The following is a 23,953-nucleotide window of genomic DNA, read 5'->3' as shown; positions in this document are numbered from 1 at the left end:
TATAATTTTTTAATATTAGAGCTTAAGTATCCGTACTAATTATGTTAATTACTAATACTTTACAACTCCCTCTTTTCGTTTAATATGCGAATTACTATCACTTTTTTATGTAGGATTATGGACCCTCACCGACGATACGCTGTAACTTCAGTTGTTGCAGCCATTATCAATAAACATTGTCTTTCCATTTATTTCAATGAGTTAAGACAACTTTCTACACAATCAAATACACGGCTAATCAAAAAGTTGATAGCAGGTAGTAGATGGTTTGTTCTGAGAATTTCAAATCATACCCCAAGCCCGTTCTGGGAAAGGTCATTTCGTTATATTCTTTTGTTTTTTAAGAAGATTATTTCATGAGTTGTATCTAAGCTATCTTTCGATATTTAGCTGAGCTCATTGAGTTTCAGTATCAATTGTCTATTCATTTTTTCTTGTTCAACTTAAAGCGGAACCCAGAGCCACGACTATGGAAATTTTTATTCTTATTGGTTTGATTGTGTTAAATGGCTTATTTGCTATGTCGGAAATCGCCATTGTGACTGCTCGCAAGTCACGGCTAACAGCCCTTGCTCATGGCGGTAGCAGCACTGCTAAAGCAGCGCTCAAACTGGCAGAAGATCCAACGCAATTCTTGTCAACTGTGCAAATAGGCATAACATCAATAGGGATCTTAAACGGAATATTTGGTGAATCCATCCTCGCCGAACCTTTGTCACTTTGGCTTCAGACTTTTGGTCTAAGTCCAGATTTAACCAACATCTTTTCAACCGTTCTAGTAGTTATCATTGTCACTTATGTGTCAATTGTCATTGGTGAGTTAGTTCCCAAGCGAATTGGTCAAGTCAGTGCGGAAAGTATTGCCTGTCTAATGGCTAAACCAATGGTATTTCTAGCAATAGCAACCAAACCATTTGTATGGATGTTATCCGGTTCAACTCATGCTCTTATGCGTCTAATGGGATTTTCGCATAGACTTGACGACAATGTGACTCAGGAAGATATTCAGGCAATGTTGCAGGAAGGCTCATCTGCTGGGGTGATTGAGCACAATGAACATGCGATGGTTAAAAACGTTTTTCGATTAGATGAACGTACTATTTCTTCATTGATGGTGCCACGGTCTGATATTGTATTTCTCGACTTAAACCTGCCTCTTGATGTAAATCTGCGAACTGTTATGCAGTCTCCTCACTCACGATTTCCTGTTTGTCGTAACAATGTTGATGATATGGTGGGTATTATTTCAGCTAAACAACTCCTTTCACAGTCTATCGCGGGTGAACGTTTAGAACTGGTGGATCTCGTTAAGAATTGTAACTTTGTACCCAACAGCTTATCTGGAATGGAGTTACTTGAGCATTTTCGTACTACAGGCTCGCAGATGGTGTTTGTTGTTGATGAATATGGTGATTTGAAAGGGCTGGTAACGCTTCAAGATATGATGGATGCACTGACTGGTGAGTTTTTACAGGAAGATGTGAATGATCAGATGGTGATAAAAAGGGAAGATGGCTCATTATTACTAGATGGTCTAATCCCTATTTTTGACCTAAAAGACGCTTTAGGTATAAAGCAATTGCCAAATGAAGAGGATGGGCGTTATCAAACGCTAAATGGATTTTTAATGTATGAATTAGGGAAAATACCTCAAACCACAGATATTGTTGAAGTTGCAGGTTGGCGACTCGAAATTATGGATATGGACGGTAAAAGGGTAGATAAAGTCCTTGCCCAAATGTTACCTGATGCTGATTCTTCAGAAGAATCTATATTTGTTGATTGATAAATTCAAAAGCATAGTAGTTGTCAGCTTTAGTGCAAAAAACACGTCTAAAGAGCGACCAACTAAATCTGCTCGGTGAGTCGAGCATTAGCCATAGATTCCCTCATGGTTGTTTAACTAAAAATCGTGCCCGTGAATCACTCTACATCAGACTGATTCACGCTATCCCCAATGCCCCGTTTGCAGCTATTCTGGGGCGCTTTTTTCCCTTGAGATTAATCAAATCTCATGTCCCTGCTATGCCTATTCCGACTAGTAATATCGAGAGTTGATTAATTTACAGTCAACAGAGACGTTACTAATAGAATAGCTAATCCGAATCTGACTAAGCAGAGTGAATTATCTAACAAGGTTTTGTCCAAAAGTATGTTACGTATGCCTTTTAAACCTACAGGTTACGCGAATGCTCGAAAGGTGAGCCGTGGTGATTTGCGATACGACCGTTCGCTCTCCATGGCCCTCGTTCATAAACTTAGAATCCCTAGGCTTCTATTCACCCTGTCGACGAGCAATACGATGGCAAGCCAATATGAGTAGGTCAAACCAATAAGCGCTCCACGGTTTAAAATGGCTGGCCTAATTTATTACCCATCATTTTATCTGTCATATTAATTAGTTTTTATTGGCAATATATATCTATTAAAGCTATATCATTTAGTTTTTCACTGAGTCGCTTGGGACACTAAAAAATGAATTCTGAAGTTTTGAAGTATGTGAACGAGCATCAGCTTTCGTCTGTAATGAATAAAACAAAGTGGTGCGAGCTTGAAAAGGCATTAAATGGATCTGAAGACTTTATGCCCTATGTGCGATACAAATTGATTTATGATGAAAACCCTAATGCAGGTTTTACTGCTGTGTGGTGGCACGAGTTACTTGAAATAGCAGAAACCATTGAGTGGTTAGAAGTTGATCCATTCAAAAGAGAATGGCTAGGCCGATTAGTGGCGGATCGAGTGACGGACTTTTCTGATGTTGTAAGCGCACAATTAGTCCAATATTCAATTCCTTATTCAATAGAAAATGGTATGTTTCGGATTTGGGGTTATCTGAGGAGGGATGAATCTCCAGAATTTATCTAACTGAAGAGTTATATCTATGTAAGTTACTTATTTTCAAGCTAAAACCACTCAAAACTGAGACATAAATACTGATTGTTGGGATTGAACATAGAGAAACAAGACAGTAAAAAAGTGCTTTATTTTTCAATAAAGCACTCATTTTAAAGCGACTCAAGCACTCGTTAACCTACTGAACACACTACTGATTAAAGTACCGATCAAAGTACTATGTAGAGTGGCCAGCCGAGAAGGCCGACGAGACCTTCCTTGTGTTCGAATCTTTCTAAGCGCTCGGGTGAAGCGTCGCTGAGTAAGAGTTCGCGGTAGCTTTTCGCAAAGTGCAGAGTACGCAGTAGGGCGGGGACAAAGTTTTTACCGAGATCTTTACTGATGGTTTCAGCGAGTTCTGCGGGCAATTCTGCTAATGCTTTCTGGGTTTCCAATTCGATATGCTCACGGGTAAACCATTCCTCTTTTAAGGTGATTTTGCCGATACGCTTTTTCAAATCCTGTCTGACTTTGGCGCCATCAAACAACAATCGATACAGTACCGCTTCGGCTAATACACTCTCTAGATTGAGAAAATCTAGCGGATCATAGCTCGATTGCGCGTAAAACTGTGCCAATAGGGCCGCAATCGACTGTTGGCGTTGATGCTCAAGCTGGGCATCTTGATAGGCTTCATAGCCTAACCATTCTTCCGCATCGGGTGGGCTGGACACTTGTTCGAGCAAGAACTTGTCGACATCGCCGTACAGTGACTTGCCATTGACGAGTTTATGCTTGCTGACAGTGCTGAGCATGCTCCAGCCTTTTTGAAAGCATTTCACTACGCCATCGGCGGTGATCAACAGGCGTATCGCCTGCTGCGGATTTTGGTTTGATAATTCCATCAAACCAAGGCTCACCACACCAATGACATCGTGCGCCGCTTGTTCGAGCAGGTGCATTTTGTACTTGTTGTAAAACTTATCGGCCAGTTTGAGGCTCATCAAAATGGCTTTGGATTTGATTTGTGACAGCTGTTCACCGCTCAGCGTTTCGTCTGCTTGGCCTTGGATCAATACCTTGCTCAGGTAGGGTCCTTGATCTACATCACGCAGTACCAGTTGCATCAAATAATTCCTTAATCCAAAAAGCTAAACATATCATCGACTTCAGCGTATTCATCCGTCACTTGGTTTTTCTCTTTGGCTTGAATAACCAGCTCGTTGACAAACTTGCTGATGATCATTTCCCAACCTGAGCTTTCGTTTCGCAGCAGACTCTTAATGGCTTTTTCAACATCGGGCGCGAGTTCGTGGATCAAGGCCATTAGGCTGCGTGGGTCGTCTATGCTGAGGCTGTGTGCATCTTCACTGGCGACGCGGCTGTCGTAGCCGATGGTTTCAGTGTCTTCTTCGTCATCGTAGAGATCTGTATAGCCGTCTTCATCTTCATGCTTTTCGCCTAACATCATTTCGATGAAAGGGATCGACAGGTAGAAGAGGCCCGCTGGATCTTCGGCGATACATTCTAGAATCGCAGTTTGCTTTTCTTCGCTATCTTGGATGCGAATTAAATAGGTCAAAAAATCAAAGGTATGCTGAATAAGTTCTTCGGCATTGTTTTTGATTTTTTCTTCCCAGTACAAAGGTTGCTGACAGACGATGTCGCGAATTTGTTCCGGGGTCATGAGTTCAGACATGATCGAAGGACAAGAGATATCATGGTGACTGTTGATTTGCGTCAGCGTGACGATATCCATGTGTTCGATAACTTCGACTAATTGCTCGTCGCTCATGGTATTTGCAATGATTTCAAAGCGTTTGCTCGCTTGTTTTGGCTCTACGTCCGCCAACTCTTTAATTTCGGCGACGGTAATCTCAATGAGACTAGTGTTCATTAGCGGTCCTCATCATCGTAGTGATCGTAGTAGCCATCTTCCTCTTCGCCTTCATCATCGTCGTCATTATCTGAGGTGCCAACATAATCGTTGTCATCATCTTCATCGTCGTGATGTTTTGCTGCTGGCGTTGCTTTACCTTGAGTTTCAAGTAAATACAGCACGGCGCAGCTTTCAATTAGTAAGGTTTCCGAGTAACCACGCACGGCTAACACTAAAGGTAAATCAGCATTGTTAAAGCCAATCGTGACTTTAAACTCATCCCACTCGGGTTGAGTTGCCGTGTTTATCCAATGTGCCCACTTGAGTTTGGCTTCGGCGGGAAACTTAATTCGACCGTAAAGCGCGACAGGCAGGTACTCAGGCACAGTATCGAGCATCTTAGGATCGGCTTCTAACACCTTTTTGATTTGGCTAGTAAATTGCTCTAGCGCTTTAGGTGTATCGGGATCGTCGTAGGACTCGATATTGTCGTAGGCATTATTTTTTAGCTCATTAATGCGTGAGATATTCAGTTTTTTGACCATTTGACACTACTCTAGAAAACGCTCAAGGATAAAATTGATCCCACAGCTCGCGCATGGCGCTCGCGGGATCGGTCACTATGACGTTATTGAAATCTTTGATAAACGCGTTACGTCGCTTAGGATCGGACAACACATCATAAGCATTTTTAACGCGTTCAAGTTGTACGGCGGCTTGCTGCTTTTCCTCTTCCGAGGCGCCTAACAACTTGTCGGGATGATATTTGTTTGACAGCCGTCGATAGGCTTTTTTAATGTCGTCTTCTTTGGCACTGGGTTTTATACCAAGCACACTAAAGTGGTTAATCATACTTGTACCTGCAGGCGATGGGGCTGATATCGCGAGATAAAAAGGGTTTGACTCTGATTATCTTTAAATTCGTGGAATTATGATTAGTCAGCCGTGGATGATAGCAGAAATCCCCACTCAGCGGCAAACGCGCGAGCAGGAATTTGTGCTTTAGTGAAGGGTTAAAAATCCTTTAAACTTTAATCTGTTGTGGTGCTTGGATTAAGTCTACCGCTATGCTGTTGAAATCCCGTTACCTAGCCAGATTGACAGCTAACTTAACCTTGTTTTTAGGCGAGATAATGGCCCTCGATTAAGGGCATGTTTTAGTGCCGAATCCTCGCTAAACACATTCACACAGAGCTAACCCACACTCGCTTCAGGCACGTTCGGCTGAGTTAACGCCGTAACAGCTAAGTCAGACTAGAGACTAAACGCAGGTTCATTCCAAGGGTGAGCATTTGTTTTTGTTCTCGCTGTAAATCTTTCATAAACAAGCTGATTTTCCGCTTATGGCTTGGTAGTACTAGCATGAGTCCATCGGGGATCACTTTAATATGATCTAAGGTCAGCGTCTTAGCGATACGGCCAAGATTGAGCAAGACAGCAAGCCTAAGCAGGCAGAGCAGGCGATTGAGTGTGAGCTTATGGTTGGGATCGAGCTCAGCCAGCATTAATTCGTTAGGCTTTTTTCTGTGATTGGTGATAAGTCGTGCTAAATCCAGCTGCAAGGCTTCGCTAAACCCAGGTAAGTCACTGTTACTGATAATGTAACCGCCGTGTTTGTGCAGGGATTTTGAATTAATGTGTAATCCGATTTCATGTAAAGTCGCGCTATAGGCGAGCAAGCGCGCATGGGGCCTTAATTGCCATTCGTCGGCGACCTGTTCAAACAAGGCCATCGCAGTGTCGCGTACCTTAGCGGCGTGGGCCATATCGATATGATAAAGCTGGGCAATACTGTCGACGGTGCGGTGGCGAATATCCTGATATTGACCAATCTTTGCCAGTTCATAGAGTACGCCTTCACGCAGTGCGCCTGGGCTAAACTCAAGTTTTTGAATTGGTAAGCGCCTAAAAAAGCTGATCAAAATGGCAAGTCCGGCAGGCACTAAGGGAATGCGTTTATCATCGACGTTGGCAAATTGGATTTGGCTAATATGGCCACATTTGATCAACTTGATTTTGAGCTGTTTGAGTCGTGGCAGCGTGATGGTTTCATCGCCGTGCTCTTCTTGAATTGCTTCGCAGATGGCTTTCACTGTGCCTGAGCTACCCAAGGTGAGTTCCCAGCCGCCCGCGAAATATTCCTTTGAGAGCGACGCGAACTGCTTATCGGCGGCACTTTGGGCATCGCGAAATGAGGCAGGGGTGATGAGCCCATCAATAAAGAAACGCTCATTAAAACTCACACAACCGCAGCGCAGGCTAGATAACTGAGTTGGGGTATTTTTCTGGCCGATCACCACTTCGGTAGAACCACCACCGATATCGATGACTAAATTACTTTTCCCTAGCACTTGGCTTTGTGCAATACCGTTATAAATCAAACGCGCTTCTTCATGGCCCGAAATGACCTCCACCGGATAGGGCATGATGGCGAGTGCAGCCTCGATAAACTGATCGCGGTTTTTGGCAATTCTCAGAGTGTGGGTGGCGACTAATCGTACTTGAGCTTGGTCGAGATTGGAAAATCGTTGGTTAAAATCCCGCAAACAATTGAGACCACGTTCTATGGCGTCATTGTCGAGAATATTTTGCGCATTGAGCCCAGTGGCGAGCTGAACCTGTTGTTTTTCTTTATGTAAAATCTGCAAACTGCCATCTTGCTCGCGGGCAATGACCAGATGAAAACTGTTCGACCCCATATCGATGGCGACAAAGTGGCGCGATGTAGAGTTTGCGAGTACATTGCTGGGCGTAGCATGTGACTGTGTGTGCGAATATGTGGTTACCAATCGGATTATCCTTAGGCAATCAAAGCGATATAAAGCCAGCGATTAGCTGGCTTTGGCCCGTAACTCAGGTGTTATGTCAGGCTGAGTTTTCACTTCTCGCTCAGCGTCACCCTCATGGGTGGACATACGTAAGGCATTAAATTCTTGCAGTTGGCGCTTCTCATAATTAATCAGATATTGATAAATGGCAATTTGAGAACGCACTTTTCGTTTGTTACCGCGATTCCGATAAGGATTACTTTGTTCCTTGTTGATGACACGTGCTTTAGTGTTGTCATTGAACTGTAAGGATAAAATATCCATTATCATCTGTTTTAGGCGCAGATCATAAATCGGCACACTCACTTCAACGCGATTATCTATGTTGCGGCTCATCCAGTCGGCGGAGCAGATAAAGAGTTTGTTCTCTCCACCCGCGTGGAACAGCATCACTCGTGAGTGTTCGAGGAATCGGTCGACGATACTATAGACTTCGATGTTGTCGCTGATCCCCGGAATTTGCGGGATAAGCGAACACATGCCGCGAATAAGTAACTTAATTTTGACCCCAGCGGCTGAAGCCTCATAGAGTTTTTGGACCAAGGATTCATCGAGTAAGTTATTTAATTTTAAGGTAATCGCCGCCTTCATATGGCTCTGGGCATTAACGATTTCATTATCAATTAAATGGCTCAGTTTTTGTCTGGCATCGTAGGGCGACACAATTAAATGCTGGAAATTATCGCGGCGATACGGATGTTCAATCAAGTCAAATACTTGCTCTACTTCTCGGGCAATTTCTTGATTAGCGGTGAACAGCGACAAGTCAGTGTAGACCCGCGCCGTGCCTTCGTTAAAGTTGCCTGAGCCGACGTGACAATAGAGTTTGATTTCCCCTTGTTCTTCGCGGCCAATCAAGCACAACTTGGAATGCACTTTTAAGCTGGTGATACCGTGGTGAACTTTGACGCCCGCTTCGGCCAAGATGCGGGTCCATTCGATGTTGGATTGCTCATCGAATCTGGCCCTGAGTTCAATTACGGCGGTGACTTGTTTGCCGTTCTTCACTGCATCTATAAGCGATTGCATTACATGGGATTTTTTCGCCACTCGATATAAATTAATTCGAATAAAGCGCACCGCCGGATCGTAGGCCGCTTGGCGCACCATTTCGGTAAAGTGGGAAAACTTATGGTACGGATAATTGAGCATGATATCGCCCATCCGAATCGCATCGAAACTGTTGGCACTGCGGCCAAAACCTGCACTATTGAGCGCCGGTAGTTTTTCGTTTTCGAGGTAGTCGCGGCTCGGGTTGGGGAAGGCGATAAAGTCTTTAAAGCTGTGGTAACGCCCGCCTGGGATCAAACATTCAGTCGAGCTGATGTTCAGGTTTTCTTTGAGCATCACTAACATGTGTTCAGGCATTTCTTTGTCGTACACTAAGCGTACAGGCTCGGCGGTAAGACGTTTTTTCAATCCCTTGGTCATTTTCTCAAGCTGGGTTTGTTCAAGCTCGTCAGTGATATCAAAATCGGCATCGCGGGTTAATTTCATCGAATACACTTCGATAGCATCGTACTCGAAGAAGGGACCAAAGAGTTCATCTACGCAGTGGCGAATAATATTATCTAATAAAATCAGATATTTTTTCGCTTTACTCTTTTCGGCTGGGAGTTCGATAAATCGCGGTACATTTTTAGTCGGCACTTCGACTAAGGCGTATTGGCGACGCGCCTTAGTGAACAAACACACACACAAATAGGTGGCGTCGTCGTTGATTTGCTTGATCAGATCGCGATTATTATTGACCATAAGCGGCGCGATATGGCGTTTGAAATGGTCTCTAAAATGCTTTTTCAGCCAGTCGCTGTGGAACTCGCTTAATTGTTTCTCATTGATTAACAAAATATTACGACGCACAAGTTCGCGCATTAAATCCGTGTATATGCCATCAAACCTTTCTTGCAATGCCATCACTTTCGATTGGATCTTGGCCATTAAATGGCGGCTGTTGCTGCGACCTTCCTGCAGGGATGAGAGTAAAATGGAGCGTCTGACCGCAGCCACACGCACCCTAAAAAACTCATCCATGTTATTGGAAAATATCCCTAAAAAGCGGACTCGCTCCACTAAGGGAACATTGTGATCGCAGGCTTCTTGCAATACCCGCTCATTAAAAGACAACCAAGAGAGTTCTTTATCAATCGAAAGTTTATCGGTATTCGGGGACACTGCACAGCTCCTTTAAGCAAGCGTCATGGCGCAATATACAATAGCATTCATCCGCCGTTGTGCAATCAGATTTACTGCCGACAAGTGAAGGAATTTCAATGATAAATATTGCGTACACGCCAAAATCAGTCTGGGATTTATCTGGGATAAAGATACGAGGGAAATATGTCAACTTGATGACGAGTGTGACAGAAATATGACCTTATGATGATCATCTTGGATTGAGCTTAAATTCTGTTCGCGTTACTGCGATTTAAGCCTTGAGAAACTGTGCAAGCGCGGCTTCCTTGAGAATAAATCCGTCAGTGTTAACTCCTTGGGCATTATCGCAAACTATGTTATCTTGCTCGGCTTTTTTATCGCGGGAGTAAAAGGTATGTTTGTTGGATTTGATTATGGTAGTGCTAACTGCGCCGTAGGGATCATGCTGGATGATGGTGTGCAGTTATTGGCGTTATCAGAGCAATCAGCTTATTTGCCTTCGACCTTATACGCGATGGACAGGGAACTGATCGCCGAGGCGGTTTATCGTGGACTTCCCACTGAATTGAAAGCCGATTACGCCAAAAAGCGCGCCGCGCAATTGAGTCGCGCCCGTATGGTGCGCCATGAGTTAGATCTCGATGCCGATGTTCAGGCTGTATTTGTTGGCGAGCAGGCGGTGAGCGCGTATTTAGAGATGCCGGAGGAGGGATTCTATGTCCGTTCGCCAAAATCCTTTTTAGGCGCGACAGGGCTTAGACCCGAACAAGTGGCCCTGTTTGAAGATATTGTTACCCTGATGATGCAGCACATTAAAGTGCGCGCCGAATCTGTGTTAGTTGAAAAGGACCTTGTTAATCAGGGGAGCACTGCGATGATCACCCATGCGATTATTGGTCGTCCGGTGAACTTTCAAGGCATAGGCGGAGAAGAGAGTAACCGTCAGGCCGAAGCCATTTTGACCTTAGCGGCAAAACGCGCGGGTTTTATTGACGTTGATTTTCTGTTCGAGCCGTTAGCGGCGGGGATGGATTATGAAGCGACCTTGACCGACAACAAAACGGTATTGGTCGTCGACGTAGGCGGCGGTACAACGGACTGCTCTGTTGTCAAAATGGGCCCAGCCCATAAACAAAAAGCAGATCGCAGTGAAGATTTCCTCGGTCACAGCGGCCAGCGGATCGGCGGTAACGATCTCGATATCGCTCTTGCAATGAATGCCTTTATGCCGCACTTTGGTTTAGGTTCCTTGATGATCAATGGCAAACCTATGCCCAGTAAAACATTTTGGAATGCGGTCGCAGTGAATGATATTAGCGCCCAGCGAGAATTCAGTACCTTAAGTAGCCGTAAATTGATTGATGAATTGGTTAAAGAAGCCGAGCAGCCACAGTTACTGAAGCGATTGTTAAAGGTGCAACAGCAGCAGTTAAGCTATCAACTGGTTCGCCAAGCCGAGCGTGCGAAAATTGCGCTGTCAGATACCGATAATACAGATGTTAATCTGGATTTTATCGAAGCGGCGCTGCACGCGGGTGTGAGTCGTGAATTGTTTGAAAATGCCATTGAGCCGTCGCTGACGAAAGTGGAAGCCCTGATGCACCAAGCGCTCGCGCAAGCTGCAAAAACTTTGGCTGCAACAAATGTCGCGGTAAACCGCTCAGCAACAGAGGATTTATCCGCTGAAGCAGAGTGCAAACCCGATGTGATTTACGTGACGGGTGGTACGGCACGTAGCCCTGCGATTTATGCGAAAATCGCTGGTATTTATCCCGATATTCCGGTCGTGGTCGGCGATCACTTTGGCTCTGTGACAGCCGGATTAACCCGCTGGGCACAAAAGCTATTCGCTACGCATTAATATATAAGCGCTAGCATATCAGCACTAATGTAAAAGGATGTATGAATGAAAACTCTGTTGAAGTGTGCGTTTGCGGCCTCTGTAGGTCTATTGCTTGCAGGTTGTGGTGACGATGTGGGTAAGGTGAGCTTAGGGCTTTTTACCACTAAAGATGTGATTATTGATGCTAAAAACGATCCTAAAATACCTGGGGTGACTTGCCATATCAGTCGTATCGAAGCCAATTTAGATTTTGCTGATCCGTCCGATATGGGGATCAGTTGCCGTCAAACTGGGCCAATTACTGCGGCCGATCTGGCGAAGATAGACATGGGGAAACACGGCGAAGTGATTTTCACTGAATCCCTGAGTATTTTATTTAAGTCATTAAAAGTGCGCCGGATTTATGATGCACAAAATCAGACTCTGTTGTATTTGTCCTATTCGACGAAAGAGACCAATGGCAGCCATAAACATGCGCTCTCAACAGTGCCGCTTTATGGCTCTGCGGCTTGGGTCGATCCTGCATTAAGCATTGGAACGAAAGCGAATTAATCACCCTAGAGTTTATGGTTTAGCGGTTTATTTGCTATAAGCATAATGATATTGCAGTAAACATTCGTATTTGTGTCAGTATCGATAAGAGAAGGGGCGGAATATTTATTCCGCCCCTTTTTATATTCTGCTAGCACTTAGCACTTAGCACTTAGCACTTAGCACTTAGCACTTAGCACATTAAATATTGTTACTTAGCTTTGGCCGCCAATACTGCGTTAAAGCGTTCAAACCCAGCACTGAGATCGGCGATTAAATCAGCGGGATCTTCTAAACCAATATGTAAACGGATCAAAGGTTTGCTCGCATTCCATTGAGTCGCTGAGCGGATTTTTTCAATGCCGAAAATGCCGAGGATTAAACTCTCGTAGCCGCCCCAAGAAAAGCCCATCTTAAAGTGACTCATATTTTCAACCAGTGCGGTGACGGCATCGGCATCGCCCTGTTTTAAGATAAAGGAGAACAAGCCGTTGGAGGCACTAAAGTCGCGTTTAAAGAATTCGTGCCCAGGGCATGTATCAAACGCGGGATGACGTAGATGATCGACTTCTGGCCGATTTTTCAACCAGTTGGCTACTTGCAGTGCATTTTTTTCATGTTGCGCCATACGCACGCCTAAGGTACGTAGGCCGCGGGCAGCAAGGTACACATCGTCTGGCGATGTGGTTTGTCCCATTAAATAACTGTGTTCACGTAATTGTGGCCAGTATTTTTCGTTGGCCGTGGCCGTGCCTATCATCACATCCGAGTGACCGACGATGTATTTGGTCGCCGCTTGAATTGAGATATCTACACCCATTTCAAAGGGTTTGCTATTGATGGGCGAGGCCCAAGTGTTGTCCAGCATAGTGATCAGCCCATGTTCGTGGGCGATGCGGCACAAGGTCGGTACATCTTGCACTTCCATGGTGATGGAACCCGGAGACTCTAAAAACAGTACCTTAGTATTGGGGCGAATGAGGTCGCGAATGCCTGCGCCAATCAGCGGATCGTAGTAAGTGGTTTCGATACCAAAACCGCCGAGAATATGGGTGCACAGATCCCGCGTTGGCTCATACACGCTATCAACCATTAACAGGTGATCGCCCGTTTTTAAAAATGACAGTAGCGCCGCACTGATCGCCGCAGCGCCAGAAGGATACAGCGCCGTACCGACGCCGCCTTCTAGTTCGGCAATCGCGGCCTGAAAGGCAAAATGGGTTGGGGTGCCACGGCGGCCATAAAACATCTCGCCATTGGTCTTATTTTTCGCGGCGTGGCGCATTTCATCCATGGTTTCGAAGACGATAGTCGAAGCGCGAAAGACGGGCGGATTGATCACGCCTTTGGTCCATTTTTTGTCTCGACCTAAGCTGACGATTTGGGTGGCTTGATGATGTTTATCTGTCATTGGATCATTACCTTGGCATTTAGGTTGAACGAATAGGTTGAACAATTTGGGAGAATAATTGGCGTTTCTTATCGATTGTTATGGCGGTCATCTTAGCATCTGCCCGCATAAATGACAGGAGGCGCGTGATGAGTTTGGCTCATGTTATTGGCCTCCTGTATTTTAGCTGTTGAGATTATGACGCAGGGCTTAAAAGCTGTAACACGCTTAACTTAAAGCCCGTATGTTCTTAATTTAAAGGTAAGGTAACAAGGATATCCACACCATTATGTTCGCTGCGATTACGGGCAAGGATTTGTCCTTGGTGGAACTCGGCGACCAATCGCGCGATATACAGACCTAAGCCTAGGTGGGGTTTATCTTGGGCTTGATTTATCCGCACCGACACCATGGAATCGAAAATCTGCTCCGACATATCAATGGGCAGTTCAGGTCCTAAGTTGCTGATAAGCAGAGTTGCTTGCTTACCCACTTGGGTGAGCGTGACTTCGATAGCACTGTCTTTATGGCAAAACTCAATGGCGTTGGCGATAAGTTTGTCCATTAACTGGGCGATATATTCTGGCACACCTTGCATCATCAGTGGTTGCTCGGGCACTTTCACACTAAAGCCTTGTTCTGGATAGGTCATTTGATAACCTTGCATACAACCGCTGACCACTTGAGATAGTGGGAACTTAGTGATATCGGCCTGCGTTAAACTCTGCTCTAAGCGTGTTGCCTCGCTCATGTTGTTTAAAATCATACTTAAGCGGCTGACACCTTCTTGGGCGCGGTCGACATATTTTTGCGTGTCTTTATCTAAGGTCTGCAGGTTTAAATGCTCAAGGGATGAACGCACCACAGCCACGGGCGTGCGCAACTCATGGGACAGGCGCGACGACATGTTTTCTAGATAGTGAGTGTACTGACCCAGTCGTCCCACAATGCTAGAGAAGCTACGGGACAGATCGCCAATTTCATCCCGAGCCTTCGACGGTTTGAGGTGATTACGCACACGGCCTTGGCTGTCGATGGCATTTTCGGCTTCATCGCGCAATTTACGAATGCGGTTAGAAATACTCGAGGCGAAGAAGAACAGCGCCAAGGTGCCCATACTCATTATGGTCAAAATCACGTTAAAGAGTTTTTCCAGCGCTCGGTTACGTAGAGTTCGAATACCGTGGGTGGTTTCTTCGGCGACGACGGCACCCATCACATTGTTATCAATCCAAATGGGGCTCGCAGCGGCGAGTACCACGGCTTTGTTGTCTGGGGTTAACCGCCAAGTCGAACTTTGCTGACCCGCGAGGGCTTTTTGGATATGACTGCCGTCAAGCTCGGTGGAATCTTGCAAGGAATCAATAAAGTCTTTGGGCGGTTTTGTGAGAATTTTATAGTACAGCGGATGCAGATAATCACGCTTGAAGGTATCCCACAGCGCGGTGCTCTTTTCATCTTCTAAGGTGCGGGTCCATACACTGTCATTAGCACGAATGTCACCGGATTTTGCCAGTACGCGGCCGTGTTTATCGACCACCCAAATACGTGAGCTATAGTGGCTCATGCCTTTGATAATACTTTCAATTTCCGGTGATGGTACCAGCACAGTGCCGAGATTGTCGACCGTGTCTAACGCCGAGGTGCCGACAACTGCAGCCACATCACGGTATTTGCTGTCGTTGACATCGGCAATGGCAAATCCGAGTTTGCTGCCGACCATGTCTAAGGGAATACGCAGCTCGACATTGTAGCCCACATCTGTCGTCGCCCATTGTCCTTGGATACGTACCTCAGGTGTAACAGGCACCGTTTGCTTAGGATTAGCGGGTAATTCGAAGGCGCTGATCCAGCCGGGTTGAGTCGTGGCAACGATATAGCGTTTGAATTTATTGTCGGGCGCGAGTGTTGCAATCGAGAGATGATCGTTTCTATCGACACTAAGGGCATTTTTACCCCGCAGTACCACGGTTGGATCAATGACTTGAAAAAAAGCATACAGATAACCATCGTATTGGCCGACCATGTGGGTAAAGCTTAAGGTCAGGGGGGCGTTCGGATCGGCACGCATAATTTGGTGCGCCTCACCGTATTGGATAAATCTGTGCTGATATTCCTGCCATTCGTTGAGTTTGCCGTCGAGCAAAATCGCCCCCGCCAGTGGATAGGCGTATAGATCGCGGCTTTTTTCCACTTGCTTTAAAAAACTTGCTTGCCCATCGAACAATTTCGGCCGCTCGTGCAGCGCGGTGGCCAGTGCTTGAGTAGTGCCTTCTAAGGTGCGTTCTTGTCCGTGGCGAAGATACTTTTCCATTTCCCACACATATTGGTACCCCAGCCAAGGTAGGCAGAGCAAGAACAGGCTAAGGCCGATGACTTTAGTGCGTAGACCAAAGGGGAAACGTGTCATAAGTTAGGGATCAGCATTAATGGGTTTAAAAGTTCATTCATCCAAGGTTATCTGGTTCAACGCCGCGCGCTTAAAGGTTGGTTAAGCCATAGATCAGGCTAAGCTGTCCCAGCGATAACCCATACCATAGACAGTATCAATACAATCAAACTCTGGCGCGGTAGCGATAAACTTTTTGCGAATGCGTTTCACATGGGAGGTGATAGTGCTGTCATCGACAAAGATTTTAGCCTCTTGCATTAATTCATGGCGACTGCGTACATGGCCTGGATGTTTGGCTAACGCATGCACCATCCAAAATTCGGTCACGGTAAGCTCGATTGGTAACTGGTTCCAATAGACTTGCATGCGGTTGGCATCAATGGTCAGTGGGCCACGTTCGAGCAAGTTTTCCTGCGCCGTTTGGCTGGCCGCAAGTTCAGAACGTCGAAACAATGCGGCTAAGCGTGCGGTTAAATGGGGAAAACTCACTTCTTTACTCAAGTAATCATCGGCGCCTAAACGCAGGCCACACACAGTATCAAAGTCACTGTCACGGGCGGTTAAAAAGATGATCGGCAGCGTGCTCGACATGGCGCGCAATGACTGACATAGCATAAAGCCGCCGTCAATTTCATTACCTAAGCCGATGTCGATAATGGCTAAATCCGGTAAACGGGTATTAAAGGCTAGCATGGCCGATGGTCTGTCGGCGTAGGTTTGCACGCTGTAACCGTGTTGTTGCAGCACGTCCTTGTAATTCTCGCGAATGGCCGCTTCATCTTCCACTATGGCGATACGCTTCATAGAGCCGTATTCCTATTGACTTTGGGGAGTAAGTTTTCGTGACTATACAGGATTTTACCCGAGAAAAAAGGCCACAAATGCAATTGCCATTTTGTTGCCACAATTGATAGTTGTATTGCCATTTTCCATCCCTGCTCATGCCATTCCACTTGTGTTTAATAGCCCCATTCAGTTTTGTACCCGTTTGACCTGATGTGGTGTTGAGTGGATTGCTTCAGGTACGAGTCCAAGCTCAGCTAATAATCAAAAAGGAATGAGATGATGAAAAAGACACTAATTAATCTATTGGTTTTGAGTTTATTAAGCGCACCTGTAGCCAGTGTGTCGGCGCGGGTTTCACTGCAAAACCAAGTGATAGGACAAGACCTCACCCTAGAAAATGATGCCTATGCTAGCGGTATCGCGATGGATGACGAATACGCAAGCGAGGACGAACAACCGGAAGCCTTAATTGGTCTCGGTGGTGGAGCCTTAGTAGGGGCGTTAGTCGGTGGTCCAGTGGGGGCCATTATTGGTGCGTTCACAGGCACCTTGATTGGCAAATCAGTCAGCGATACAGACACACTGCACGTTCAGCAAAGACAGATCCATTTACAAGAGTCCCAGTTATCCGAGTGGAGTGTAAAACAGCAAGCCGCCGAAAAACGGGCGAGCGAATATACCAAGGCGCAGCAAGAGCTGGATGAGTTGCTATCCGCGCAACGTCAATTGCTCAGTGAACTCGCCTTGGGGCTTAGCGTACAGTTTCGTACCGGTTCCTCTGAGGTTGAATCGCATTTTTTGCCTCAATTAGATGATGTGGCTGAGGTGATGAATTTGTCACCAGAACTCAATCTTGAGCTGAAGGGCTATGCCGACCGCCGTGGTGATGAGAGTTACAACCAAGCCCTTTCTGAGCAGCGTCTACTGGAGGTGCGTGGCTACCTGATTAAGCAAGGCGTCACTGCCGAGCGTATGACCACTCAAGCCTTTGGCGCTTTATCGCCTTTGCAAGCCGACCAAGACAGAGAATCGGATGTGTTCGACCGCCGCGTGACATTAACACTACAGCCTCATTTAGCCTTGACGGCCAGGCACGCTGCTGACTAGCGGTCAATTTAAGCTGTCCATTTTACGTCGTTCATATTAACGACAACCAACATCAGTTCATATTTGTTAATAGAGGAAGCCTTTGTGATGATCACAGGGAAAAGGGTAAAAGAAGTGAGTGAAGCGGTAGCGGTATTGCTGATCAGTGCCGCCGTGTGTTGGGGTTTGCCCTTTGTGGCATTAGCTTCGCCGAATAGTACCAGCACATTGTCTGCGCCACAGAATATGGCTTCGGCATTGGTCGGGCAACATAGTGCTCACAGAACGGCAGAGTCACACATCATTAATTACGATGATATCACGCAGGGGCTGTTGCTTTATCGCCAGCCGAGCGGTGCTTGGGAGCCATCTTTGCCGCTCGATACACAAGTGTCGATGCAAGTCTCTGGCTTAAGTAATCGCGTGAGCGTGAAACAGGTTTTTCGCAACAACACTGAATTTGTGTTGAATGGGCAATATTTGTTCCCGCTGCCCAATGAGGCTGCGGTGGATTCGTTGCGATTACATATAGGCCAGAGAGTGATCGAAGGGCAAATTCATCCTAAGGCCGATGCCAAGCAGATTTTTGAGCAAGCGAAAGCTGAAGGTAAACGTGCCAGCTTAGTGAGCCAAGAGCGGCCTAATATGTTTACGACCGAAGTCGCAAACCTAGCACCTCAAGAGGAGCTGATTGTAGAAATCAGTTATCAGGAGACCATTAAATATGAAGATGGTTTGTTTAGTTTACGTTTTCCGCTGGTGGTCGCGCCCCGTTATATTCCGGGATTAACATCGGATTCAAGTGCTAGCGACTCACATGATCCTATGGCACAGGTGCGCCAATCAAGCCGAGTGACAAGTTCGCAGGTGTTTGATGCTGACCGGATTGTGGCACCAGTGCGGGACGGCGCCAGTGGACGCGATCCTGTGCTGAAGGCAGACATTCAAGTCTTACTCGCAAAGGGGGTTGATAAGGCGTCCATTGAGAGTCCTTACCATGACATCAAACTCAAGCAAGACAACAGCGGCGCGGTCGATGTATCGCTGGCGCAACGTGTGCCCGCTAATCGGGATTTTGTGCTGCAATGGCGAGTACAGCAGGGCACGAGCCCAATGGCTTGGGTGTTTAATCAGCAAGGTAAAACCCATAAGCTCGATGACGAAAATCTGTCTCAGGATACACTTGAGACAAGTAAAACCAGCGGCGTAAATGATGATAATTACAGTCTCGTCATGGTGTTGCCTCCTAAGGTTGAAAAGAGTACTCAGACGAGTTTGCCCCGTGAATTAATTTTAGTGATTGATACTTCGGGCTCTATGGCGGGGGATTCTATCGTTCAAGCTAAAAATGCACTGTTATACGCGTTAAAAGGACTGAAGCCGGAGGACAGTTTTAACATTATCGAATTTAACTCCAGTTTATCTCAGTTCTCAGCAGTACCATTACCGGCGACTTCGTCGAATTTGTCACGGGCCCGTCAATTTGTGAGCCGTTTACAGGCCGATGGTGGCACTGAAATGGCGTTAGCACTGGACGCTGCCTTGCCAAAATCCTTGGGCAGTGTATCGCTTGATGCAACGCAGCCTTTGCGCCAAGTGATCTTTATGACCGACGGCTCTGTGGGCAATGAACAAGCGTTATTTGATTTGATCCGCTATCAAATTGGTGAGAGTCGCCTATTTACTGTCGGCATAGGTTCGGCGCCTAATTCTCACTTTATGCAAAGGGCGGCTGAACTCGGTCGTGGCACTTTTACCTATATTGGCAAAGTGGATGAAGTCGATGAGAAGATCAGCGCCTTACTCAGCAAAATTCAATATCCAGTGTTAACCGATATTCAAGTGCGTTTTGATGATGGCAGTGTGCCCGATTACTGGCCATCACCGATTGCCGATCTGTACCGCGGTGAGCCAGTGCTCGTGAGTCTAAAGCGCAGCGCCCGTGAGCCACAGGAGTTAGTGATTTCAGGACGCCAAGGGCATCAAAACTGGCAACAGTCGCTCTCGCTGCAGGACAACTCCGCAGGATTGATGACCCATCAAGGTGCGGGTTTAGATTTGCTGTGGGCGCGTAAACAGATTGGTGCATTGGAGTTGAGTAAAAATGGCGCGAATGATGACAAGGTCAAACAGCAAGTGACGGCCTTATCAATGAATTATCACTTAGTCAGCGCCTATACCAGCTTAGTGGCGGTGGACTTAACCCCAATTGATTCAACTGCAATGAGCCGTGATGCCGTGGTTCGTCAGCACTTGCCCTTAGGTTGGCAACCTTTTGGCGCCTTGCCGCAAACCGCGACGTCAAGCCGTTTGGATATGTTATTAGGTGCGCTGACCTTGCTACTCGCCTTGATTCTTACTGGATCGATTGTTCGACAAAGACGGGAAGAGAAGGCGGCCTTGGTGGCACTTACCAGTGAACGATGAGTTAAGCGCGATGAGCAAAAGCAGAACACAGCGATTTTTAGTGGTGGGATTATTTTTAATTGGCGCAACATTGTTAGGAAAGGGACTCTATATGCAAGCTAAAGCACACTTTGCCCAGTATTTGATTGAACAGGCGTGGACTAAAACCTTGGTTGATGGCCAATCCCATAAACCTTGGTCATGGGCGGATACCTATCCCGTGGCAAAGCTGTCTATTCATCGTGAGCAAGTGGCGGCGAACAACAATATTGAAGCAGAGCTTAATGACAGTTTATATGTTCTTGCGGGGGCTTCTGGGCGAAATTTGGCCTTTGGTCCGAGTCTGGTGTTGTCCAGTGCGCCAGCGGGGCAAAAAGGCAATACTGTGATTGCCGGCCACAGGGATACGCATTTTGCGATACTCAATGGCATGGCCGTGGGGCGTCGATTATCGTTACAAACGCTTAAAGGCAATCACATTATTTATGAAGTGGTGGCGACTCAGGTCGTACATGAAACAGAAACTCACTTTATGGCGCCATCCGATGATAATCGCTTAACGTTAATTACGTGTTATCCCTTCGATTCACTTCAAGGCGGTGCTGAACTGCGGTTTGTGGTGCAGGCGATCCCCGTCGAAAATGAGTCGATGGAAACACACGGTACGAATGCATCCGTTTCAATAGGGAGTGGCGTGCAAGGAAATATTGGAACTGTTTCTCGCAGTTTCAAACATTAATCTGAAATCTAATTTAAATCCTTCATATAGCTTTCAAAAAAATGCTCTTTTGTTAATCATCTTAGCCTGAAGCTGAATTATCGGCTTCAGGCTAAGTTATAACCATCAGTTACTGATAGGCAGCACACGATTTCGTCCTAAGCGTTTGGCTTCATAAAGTAATTTGTCTGCCGCTTCAATCAATTGCATACCCGTTTGTTTTTCTTGCCATTGGGCGACGCCAAAGGAAGCACTGATATTATTGATGCGTTCGTCTTTGCGTCTGTCTTTTAAACTGAGTTTTTCGAGTCCACGGCGCATAGCTTCGGCCAGTTGCCTTGCGATACGTAGCTGACTTTTAGGGACAATAATCGCAAATTCTTCACCGCCAAAACGATACAGTTTCGTGCCATCGCGGCAGGATTCCTGTAGTCGTTTCGCCACGGCGCGTAACACTTGGTCGCCGAGCTGGTGGCCATAGGTGTCGTTAAACACTTTAAAATGGTCGATATCGGCCAAGATCACACAAGTGCCTAAGGGGGCTTGGGCTATCATTCCTGCAAAATCAGTGTCAAAGGCGCGGCGATTAAAGCAGCCCGTCAGTGCATCGTAGAGAACGTCTTTTTCTGTTTGTTCAAGTTTTTTCTTTAGTGCGTCTATTTCGGTTTGAGCCTTCTGCAGCTGACCGGTAAAGAACTCTGTGCTCGAGCGAATATTGTCCGACTCTTTCACTAAGCTGCGGACCAGATCGAGTACTTGTTCGACGCTAAAGCCTTCGTCTTCGATGCGGTTGAGCTTTTCAAAATTACTTTCGATACGCGACTGGAAGTCATTGGCATCTAGATTGGTATCTTTGAGTGATTGGGAAAGCTCAGTCACCATAGCATCCAGATTTTGGCGCATTTCTCTGACATCGAGTTCAACTGGGTCGGCAACATATTGGCGATACAAGATTTCGCTACTGACAGGAGGGCAAGTGTTGTATTGGGCAATTACAGTATCGAGTTGTTGATTTAATTCGGGATTTTGTTCACCAACATAAGTGTACCAAAGCGCATAGTTAACGGGTGTAGTCGGAATTTTATGTTTGAGCATCAGAGGCACTGCTTTTTTGAGGTTCAGTGCAGCGGCTTGTAATAACTCTAGCGACATATTGTTACCTTACTTAATGAAAATGCACGGATATTTTAAAATTTTCGCTATTTTTTATTCTGTTGCAGTCAGATTTAGGTCAACGACAAGAATATCGGTCAGATGGAGACATGATTACCGTTTACTCTTGGATGCAGCGACTCCGTTTGCGCTAAGACTTCCATCATAAATTAAAGATGATATGGTAAAGTCTATCCTTAAAACCAAATAATGATAATAACTTGGGAGAAAGTTGTGAAAAATTTAATCATAACCACAAGTCTGTTGGCCACTATTTCATTACCTGTCTTTGCTGAAACGGCATTTGTGAAAAGTCTCGATCTCGTGCAATACCGAACCGATGTGAAAACCTTAGCGAGCGATGCTTTTGGGGGACGCGCGCCCTTGTCTGAAGGTGAGACGTTAACTTTAGACTATTTAGTGACAGCATTTAAAGATATGGGTCTCAAACCCGGATTTGGCGATAGCTATTTACAGGCGGTTCCTTTGGCGCAAATTAGTGCCGATCAAAACATGCAGCTTGATATCGGTGGGCTGAAGTTTGCTAATGGTAGTGAGTTTACTGCGAGAACCCAAAGAATCGCCGACACCGTGAGCCTGAATAAAAGCGATGTGGTATTTGTTGGCTATGGTATCAATGCACCCGAATATGGCTGGAATGATTATCAAGGGCTAGATGTAAAAGGCAAAACGGTCATCGTACTCGTGAATGACCCCGGCTTTGCGACCCAAGATCCAACAATATTTAAAGGTAATGCTATGACCTATTATGGTCGCTGGACTTATAAATATGAGGAAGCGGCGCGTCAAGGCGCTGAGGCCGTGTTTATTGTCCATGAAACCGCGCCAGCCGCCTATGGCTGGGGAGTGGTGCAAAACTCCAACATAGGGACTAAGTTTACTCTGGTCGATGCCAATAATAACCAAGGTCAAGTGGGCGTGATGGGCTGGGTTCAGCACGAAACCGCACAAAAAATCTTTGCCAAAGCGGGATTGGATTTTGATACCTTAAAACAGCAAGCAGCCAAGCCAAACTTTAAGGCTATCCCACTTAAGCTGAGCGCGCAGCTCACGTTAAACAATAAAATTGAACGCGCCGAGTCCCATAACGTCGCGGCCTTACTGCCCGGTAAAACGCGCCCCGACGAAGTGGTGATGATGCATGCCCATTGGGATCACCTTGGCACTGTGATTGAAGACGGTAAGTCAGAGATTTTAAACGGTGCGGTCGATAATGCCAGCGGTGTGGCGGGGGTTTTAGCGTTAGCGCGTTACTTCAAACAGCAGGCTAGCACGGCGGCACTGGATCGCTCGGTGCTCTTCAGTGCCTTTACTGCAGAAGAAACGGGTCTGATTGGTGCACAGCATTTTGCTCAGCATCCCAGTGTGCCAACCAAAAATATCGTCGCCTTTTTAAATATCGATGGCATGAATGTAAATAAAGGCGTGGATTACATTTTGCGCTATGGGGAAGGGGTATCTGAGTTGGAGCAATACTTAGATAAAGCCGCCAAAGTCCAAGACCGTTCGGTAAAAGCGGATCCAAGACCACAGAATGGATTGATGTTTAGATCAGACCATTTTGCGCTGGCCCAGCAAGGTGTACCAGGATTGTTATTTATGAGTCTTGGGGATACAGATCCTGACTATATTGCGCATAAATATCACCAAGGAGCCGATGATTATGATCCAAATTGGACGTTGGAGGGGGTGAGTCAAGACCTAGACTTGATCGCCAGTATGATAACCACCTTAGCGAATGGTTCAGATTGGCCCCATTGGCTTGAATCATCAGACTTTAAAGCCAAACGTGAGCAGGATGGCCGTAAATAGGTTTAATGGGTTGGATCATGAGGGCGTCCAGTAGGCGCCCTTATTTTTTAGCACTAATTTGGGCCAGGGTTCGGGCAACTGTTTGAGCGAGAAGGGGTGTTTAATACAATATGGGAA

Annotated in this window: 18 protein-coding genes; 8 read left to right on the top strand and 10 right to left on the bottom strand. The window is 46.1% G+C overall.

Annotated features, from left to right (window positions below; translation table 11 throughout):
* Positions 1-469 precede the first annotated feature (469 nt).
* Positions 470-1,786: a hemolysin family protein gene (locus L5L94_RS10595; protein ID WP_263163089.1), complete on the top strand. Its 1,317-nt coding sequence runs from the start codon at positions 470-472 to the stop codon at positions 1,784-1,786.
* A gap of 689 nt (positions 1,787-2,475) precedes the next feature.
* Entirely contained in the window at positions 2,476-2,868 is a 393-nt protein-coding gene (locus L5L94_RS10590; RefSeq protein ID WP_263163088.1) for a DUF6678 family protein, read from the top strand.
* Positions 2,869-3,065: 197 nt separating this feature from the next.
* Here the strand turns inward: L5L94_RS10590 and atcC are convergent, their stop codons facing one another.
* The 6 genes from atcC to ppk1 all read right to left on the bottom strand — a co-directional run bounded on the left by atcC (position 3,066) and on the right by ppk1 (position 9,717).
* Complete coding sequence (gene atcC / locus L5L94_RS10585) at positions 3,066-3,962, bottom strand: cold adaptation protein AtcC (protein WP_263163086.1); 897 nt, start codon at positions 3,960-3,962, stop codon at positions 3,066-3,068.
* Between the two features lie 11 nt (positions 3,963-3,973).
* The gene (atcB, locus tag L5L94_RS10580) at positions 3,974-4,732 is read right to left on the bottom strand and encodes a cold adaptation protein AtcB (RefSeq protein ID WP_006086363.1); all 759 of its coding nucleotides are present in this window, start codon (positions 4,730-4,732) and stop codon (positions 3,974-3,976) included.
* On the bottom strand, positions 4,732-5,259 hold the full coding sequence (atcA, locus tag L5L94_RS10575) for a cold adaptation protein AtcA (protein WP_115015148.1): 528 nt from the start codon (positions 5,257-5,259) through the stop codon (positions 4,732-4,734). Before atcA ends, atcB begins: the two co-directional genes overlap by 1 nt.
* A gap of 22 nt (positions 5,260-5,281) precedes the next feature.
* Positions 5,282-5,566 (bottom strand): J domain-containing protein, encoded by a 285-nt coding sequence (locus L5L94_RS10570; protein ID WP_006081330.1) that lies wholly within the window; start codon positions 5,564-5,566, stop codon positions 5,282-5,284.
* A 392-nt stretch (positions 5,567-5,958) separates the two neighbouring features.
* Positions 5,959-7,503, bottom strand: a complete 1,545-nt coding sequence (gene ppx / locus L5L94_RS10565) for an exopolyphosphatase (RefSeq protein WP_263163084.1) — start codon at positions 7,501-7,503, stop codon at positions 5,959-5,961.
* 42 nt (positions 7,504-7,545) lie between these two features.
* Complete coding sequence (gene ppk1 / locus L5L94_RS10560; protein ID WP_028760273.1) at positions 7,546-9,717, bottom strand: polyphosphate kinase 1; 2,172 nt, start codon at positions 9,715-9,717, stop codon at positions 7,546-7,548.
* 376 nt (positions 9,718-10,093) lie between these two features.
* On the opposite strand from ppk1, the gene yegD reads away from it, so the two are divergent.
* Together yegD and L5L94_RS10550 are read left to right on the top strand one after the other, a co-directional pair.
* Positions 10,094-11,560, top strand: a complete 1,467-nt coding sequence (yegD, locus tag L5L94_RS10555) for a molecular chaperone (RefSeq protein ID WP_263163082.1) — start codon at positions 10,094-10,096, stop codon at positions 11,558-11,560.
* Positions 11,561-11,605: 45 nt separating this feature from the next.
* Entirely contained in the window at positions 11,606-12,094 is a 489-nt protein-coding gene (locus L5L94_RS10550; protein WP_131525552.1) for a CreA family protein, read from the top strand.
* A 190-nt stretch (positions 12,095-12,284) separates the two neighbouring features.
* Here L5L94_RS10550 and L5L94_RS10545 read toward each other — a convergent pair whose 3' ends face one another.
* The 3 genes from L5L94_RS10545 to pdsR all read right to left on the bottom strand — a co-directional run bounded on the left by L5L94_RS10545 (position 12,285) and on the right by pdsR (position 16,659).
* Positions 12,285-13,484 (bottom strand): cystathionine beta-lyase, encoded by a 1,200-nt coding sequence (locus L5L94_RS10545; protein ID WP_263163080.1) that lies wholly within the window; start codon positions 13,482-13,484, stop codon positions 12,285-12,287.
* Between the two features lie 229 nt (positions 13,485-13,713).
* Positions 13,714-15,873: a proteobacterial dedicated sortase system histidine kinase gene (gene pdsS, locus L5L94_RS10540; RefSeq protein WP_028760269.1), complete on the bottom strand. Its 2,160-nt coding sequence runs from the start codon at positions 15,871-15,873 to the stop codon at positions 13,714-13,716.
* A 93-nt stretch (positions 15,874-15,966) separates the two neighbouring features.
* On the bottom strand, positions 15,967-16,659 hold the full coding sequence (gene pdsR, locus L5L94_RS10535) for a proteobacterial dedicated sortase system response regulator (protein WP_006081337.1): 693 nt from the start codon (positions 16,657-16,659) through the stop codon (positions 15,967-15,969).
* Positions 16,660-16,917: 258 nt separating this feature from the next.
* Here pdsR and pdsO point away from each other — a divergent pair, with 258 nt between their 5' ends.
* From pdsO to L5L94_RS10520, 3 genes are all read left to right on the top strand, one after another.
* Positions 16,918-17,748 (top strand): sortase-associated OmpA-like protein PdsO, encoded by an 831-nt coding sequence (gene pdsO / locus L5L94_RS10530; protein ID WP_263163079.1) that lies wholly within the window; start codon positions 16,918-16,920, stop codon positions 17,746-17,748.
* 87 nt (positions 17,749-17,835) lie between these two features.
* A complete protein-coding gene (locus L5L94_RS10525; RefSeq protein ID WP_263163078.1) occupies positions 17,836-20,154 on the top strand; it encodes a marine proteobacterial sortase target protein in 2,319 nt (772 codons plus the stop codon).
* 10 nt (positions 20,155-20,164) lie between these two features.
* Entirely contained in the window at positions 20,165-20,872 is a 708-nt protein-coding gene (locus tag L5L94_RS10520) for a class GN sortase (protein WP_263163076.1), read from the top strand.
* Positions 20,873-20,977: 105 nt separating this feature from the next.
* Here L5L94_RS10520 and L5L94_RS10515 read toward each other — a convergent pair whose 3' ends face one another.
* Positions 20,978-22,003: a GGDEF domain-containing protein gene (locus L5L94_RS10515; RefSeq protein ID WP_028760265.1), complete on the bottom strand. Its 1,026-nt coding sequence runs from the start codon at positions 22,001-22,003 to the stop codon at positions 20,978-20,980.
* Positions 22,004-22,213: 210 nt separating this feature from the next.
* Here L5L94_RS10515 and L5L94_RS10510 point away from each other — a divergent pair, with 210 nt between their 5' ends.
* Entirely contained in the window at positions 22,214-23,836 is a 1,623-nt protein-coding gene (locus tag L5L94_RS10510; RefSeq protein WP_263163074.1) for a M28 family metallopeptidase, read from the top strand.
* Positions 23,837-23,953: the final 117 nt, after the last annotated feature.

It is taken from the genome of Shewanella sp. SM21 (genome assembly GCF_025654335.1).
In the GTDB taxonomy this organism is placed as follows: Bacteria; Pseudomonadota; Gammaproteobacteria; order Enterobacterales; family Shewanellaceae; genus Shewanella; species Shewanella oncorhynchi.
Note: the sequence above shows the minus strand (reverse complement) of the source record. Positions and strands in the feature narration are given on the sequence as shown.